The organism is Flavobacteriales bacterium, from assembly GCA_013001705.1.
Classification (GTDB): Bacteria; Bacteroidota; Bacteroidia; order Flavobacteriales_D; family JABDKJ01; genus JABDLZ01.
Genome location: JABDLZ010000270.1, coordinates 1 through 4,599, shown reverse-complemented (window position 1 = coordinate 4,599; position 4,599 = coordinate 1). Strand labels below are relative to the sequence as shown.

Sequence of the window (4,599 nt, the reverse complement as noted above, 5' to 3'; positions counted from 1 at the left end):
AAACACTAATAAAAATAAAAAAAAAAATAGGGGAGATCTCTTCATAGTCTTGGAATAGGGTATCAAATGTGAATTCGACCACTCCGTCCATTATCACGTTTCCGGTATTTCGAAAGCAAATGCTGTGTGTCCTGAAAACATCACATGGATATCCGGCCCCAGAAGAATAGACGTTCGCTTCAAGGTCATAGATGGGGGCTTCATCACTCACACCGAATAGTACTTCCGAATTCCAGTTTCCTTGTGTCGCATCAAAGGTCAGAGTGCCGTCAGTCGTTATATATGGGAACTCAAGAGTCGCATTATAGGCAAATACGTATTCTGAACTTCCTGATGCATTTACATAGAATTGCCCATCATCGTTGGTCATGAGGAAAAGACCCTCGGTGACATATTCAACTGTTTGATTGGGTAGGCCGTATTCTGTTGGGTCCATGATCCCATTCTCGTTCTCATCATAGAACACGGTTCCTAACACAGTGAATGTACATGAGCCGTCATTGAGACATACCCCTGAGTCATAATTATCGCCTCCTTCAATATCACATCCACAGTTGTCACAACAGGTGCCATTATCTATCCAAACTTCAGGATCATAGTTACATGCCGCTGGGTCTACACAACCTTCACCTACGTGGTTCTCATACCAGAACACTCCATCGGTATTTATTGCCAGAACATCGGCATCTCCATCTCCATCCAGGTCGGTGGCCCAGAGATCATTTGCAAAAGTTCCTGCTTCTACCTCATTTTTGAATTCAAAGACCCCAGCTACTTCATTGGGGAACCAGAATATCCCTGTTGGAAATCCGTAGATAGGGTCCAAGTGGCCATCCAGGTCGATATCGACCGCATGAACGCTATACCCATAGTCGGAAATGAAATCGATCGGGAACTGGATCTGCTCTTCGAATACCCCGGACCCGTTGTTCGGGTAGAAGGAGGCCAAGTTGGTGAAAATGCCCCCGGTCAATACATCGATGTCCCCATCTCCCTCTAGGTCGGCCACATACATCGACCAATGAGCTGGCTCCCAGAAGTCGATCTCATTCGGCTCGCCAAATGTTCCGTCCCCTTCATTGGGATACCAATGGATTATACTTGTGTTTACTGGAGCGATGATGAGATCATCATCCCCATCATTGTCAAAATCCGCAGCTTGAAGATTTCTCCATGAACCAGTTGCCGGTCCTGATTGAATCGTCTGTATCGGACTGAAATCACCGGTACCGTCATTTGCGCTCCAATACGCATCCGGATCATCGTCAGAATTGCCAAGTACATCTAGATCACCATCCCCATCTATGTCTGCAACATCCAGTGAATAGACATCATCTACTGCTGTCGAAACGGCCACTGAAGCTTCGAACTGTCCATTCCCCAGATTTCTATACCAATAGGTTCCGGAAGCTGCTCCTATGATGACATCGATAGCTCCATCATTATCTATATCTGCGCATTTCAAAGCCCTGGGTGCTTCTGCTGTGTCAGAGATGAGTTGCTGAGGGCCGAATACCCCATTTCCAGAGTTTGCATACCAGGCCACCTTATTATCGGTAAATGAAGTCGAGACCACATCGGAATCCCCATCTCCATCCAGATCGGCAGTTCTCACTCTTAACCCTCCATCGATATCAGTTGAGATAAATTGTGGGGGTCCGAAAAGTTGAGCAACTGAACACAGCGGAACTGAGAATAGCACCAGCACGATAAATAGAACAATACGCATAGCAGGTCGGATTATCATGTATTTGGTCACTTTACTCTATGATCAAGTGCTTCGTGCAATGTACTGAATAGGCGTTATCTAACTAGAAAAGGCACCTCTACTATCTCCTGCCCAGAGATGACCCTTAGCCAGTAGCTTCCCGGAGAGAGTTTGCCTCGCTGGAGAGTCAAAACTCCAGTGTCAAGATTCACGAGGTCGGTACACTGGAGCTTGCCGGTCAGGTCATGGATCTCGAGGGTAATTGGTCCTCTGAGGTTTCCTAGATCCACCAGCGCTGAAGTCGTGAATGGATTGGGGAAGAGAATGACTGGTCGACCTGTCAACTCTTCCAGTCCGAACCAACTGACGAATTGTTGCTCACTCATAACTGTACACGGAAAACCATTGGTGACCTCTACTGAGTAAAGCCCAAAAGGACCATTCTCGATAATCAACACCTGCTCGGTAGCACCTTCAATTGGCTCTCCTTCATAGAACCATTGATAAGAATCTCCTTCTATCGCTGTCAGCACCGGTTCATCGTCTGGGGAAAAGGACACTTCAAAGAGTGAACAATCATAGAGAGTGCTCCAAGTTGTATTTGTGATGATAGGTGGATTATTGTCGAAGAAGATGTTGGCCGTGTTATTTATCTCCGATAGAAGCGGAGTATCTGCTTCTGGTCTGATGGCAAAGTTGACAAAGCCCTGGCTTCCCAACGGGTCACTTGCACTATCCGGTAAGAGGATGTCTGCGAATAGAAATCGAAGTTCCCTACTCTCCGGGTCCAAAGTGGTGGACACAGTGTGCGAGCTATTCAAGAATTGGAAGGTGCTCAGGTCATGCGCCTCATCCAAGGAGTCCGTTATGAGCACCTGTATCGCAGGTGCAGTTCCCGTATTCTGAAATCGGATCTGATAATGAAGGAGGCTATCGGGATGAACGAAATGCTCTTCGGTGTATCCGATAGGTGCCACTTGTTTATCATTGGGATCATATGCACAGTTGAGGATGTGGTCGTATATCCACTGTCCGTAAGCAACAGTATCCCCTAGCTGTGTTGCCCAAGCAATGATCTCCCTGGAAAGCGTATCTCCTAGTAGGTCCACTCCAGGAGTAGTGAGCTGATATTCATGCACTCGTAGTTCGCCAGGAAGTAGGTCTTCAAAGCTGGTATAAATGGTGTTTTCATCCAATGAGTCAACAGAGGTGATCTGCACGAAGTCCGTATACAGCGTGTCGTAGGTGTAGGCTATCGTGCCATCAAATGAGAAATTGCCCAAGTTCCGGAACGCAGCTCTGTAAACATATGATTCACCACAAGGCAGAGTGTTGGCAAATGGAATGCTGGTGACCTGAAGCTGAGCTAATGGTGCATCGTTGGAAATGCCGAAAACCAAGTCTGACTCCTCACCCAGATAAAGTGTGAAATCCAGCGGTGAAAGAGTGGTGTTGAATGGGAATACGGTATCGTTATTGACGCCTACAGAATAGTATCCATAGTCTAGGTCAGTGAAGCTGAATATGCCCTGCTCATTAGTAAGACCAAGTATGCTATCGGGCAGCAAGTAGACCTCCTGACCGGCCAGAGCATATTCCCCAGGTTCTTCAAAACCATTTTCATTGACATCATGATATATATAGCCCGTCACATCGAACAGGCAAGATCCATCATCTATGCCCACATTCGGGTCGTAGTTACTGGCCAGTGGGTCAGCACAGCCATAGATGAAGACACAACTACCGTCATCGGCCGTAGCATCAGGGTTGTAATTCTCAGCAAGCAGGTCGGTGCAACCTAGAATGTATTGACAGCTTCCATCATCACAAGCAGCATCGGGGTCGTAGTTCAGCGCTATTGGATCTGGACATCCACAGTCCTGATAGCAACAATCGTCATTCGGAAAGATTGCGTTCGGGTCATAATTACAAGCGGCAGGGTCCATACAACCCTCTCCCAAGCGATTGATAGCATAATCCACTTGGTCGCTACTGCTCATGGCCTTGAGCACATCCATGTCACCATCGCCATCCATATCGAAAGGATGAACCACTTCAGAATACAGTCCGCCATTGGATGGGTAGATGGCATCTACTGGACCGAATTGTCCTGAACCATCATTATAATAGACTCCTGCAAATGAACCTCCGAATACCACATCCAGATCCCCATCCCCATCCATGTCACTGGTAGCGGTCATGATCACTCCATTGGCCGGCCCGACCATTTGCGGTGGTCCGAAATCTCCCGTGCCGTCATTGGTGAAATAGAGTATCTCATCGTAGAATGCGTCAGTCACGAGAACTTCCATATCGCCATCCCCATCCAGGTCAGCGGCATGAGCGTTGAATAATGTGCCCGCATCTTGGTAGATGGTCTGTTTTTCTCCATAGGTCTCTCCTCCCAGATTTTTGAACCAGACGATCTCATCACCAAAGCGGGAGGCCAGCAGTAGGTCTTGCAGCCCATCCCCATCCAGGTCAGGGCTTTCAATGCTGTTGGCATAATGATCCAAGTTCACCAGATCAAGTGCAGGATCGAAGGCGCCTCCGCCTTGATTTCTGATCAAGGAGACGGTTTGAGCATTGGCTGTAGCATAGAGGATGTCCAGGTCATCATCTCCTTCGATATCCGCTAGATATAGCGCAGCGATGATACCACTGGGTGCTACTGGAAAGAGCGTAATGCTCCAGGTGCCTGTCGGTCCTTGTTCGAGGTAGGCCAGTCCACCTCCATTGGTGGAGCTGGACACGACCAAGTCCTGATCGCCATCATCATCCATATCGGCCGCGATGATGCGATTGGGAGAGGAAAGTTCTGTGCTGATCAAATTCTTTGTCCATGGCAGGTAATCTGAGCCCGTACCAGGATTATCATACCAAGCGACTTC

2 protein-coding genes are annotated in these 4,599 nt (G+C 47.8%); both read right to left on the bottom strand.

Going from position 1 to position 4,599, the window contains the following annotated elements:
* On the bottom strand, window positions 1-1,615 hold a 1,615-nt coding region (locus HKN79_10785), incomplete at its 3' end, for a VCBS repeat-containing protein (GenBank protein ID NNC84051.1).
* 188 nt (window positions 1,616-1,803) lie between these two features.
* Window positions 1,804-4,599 (bottom strand): hypothetical protein (locus tag HKN79_10780; GenBank protein ID NNC84050.1); only part of this gene is annotated, 2,796 nt, incomplete at its 5' end.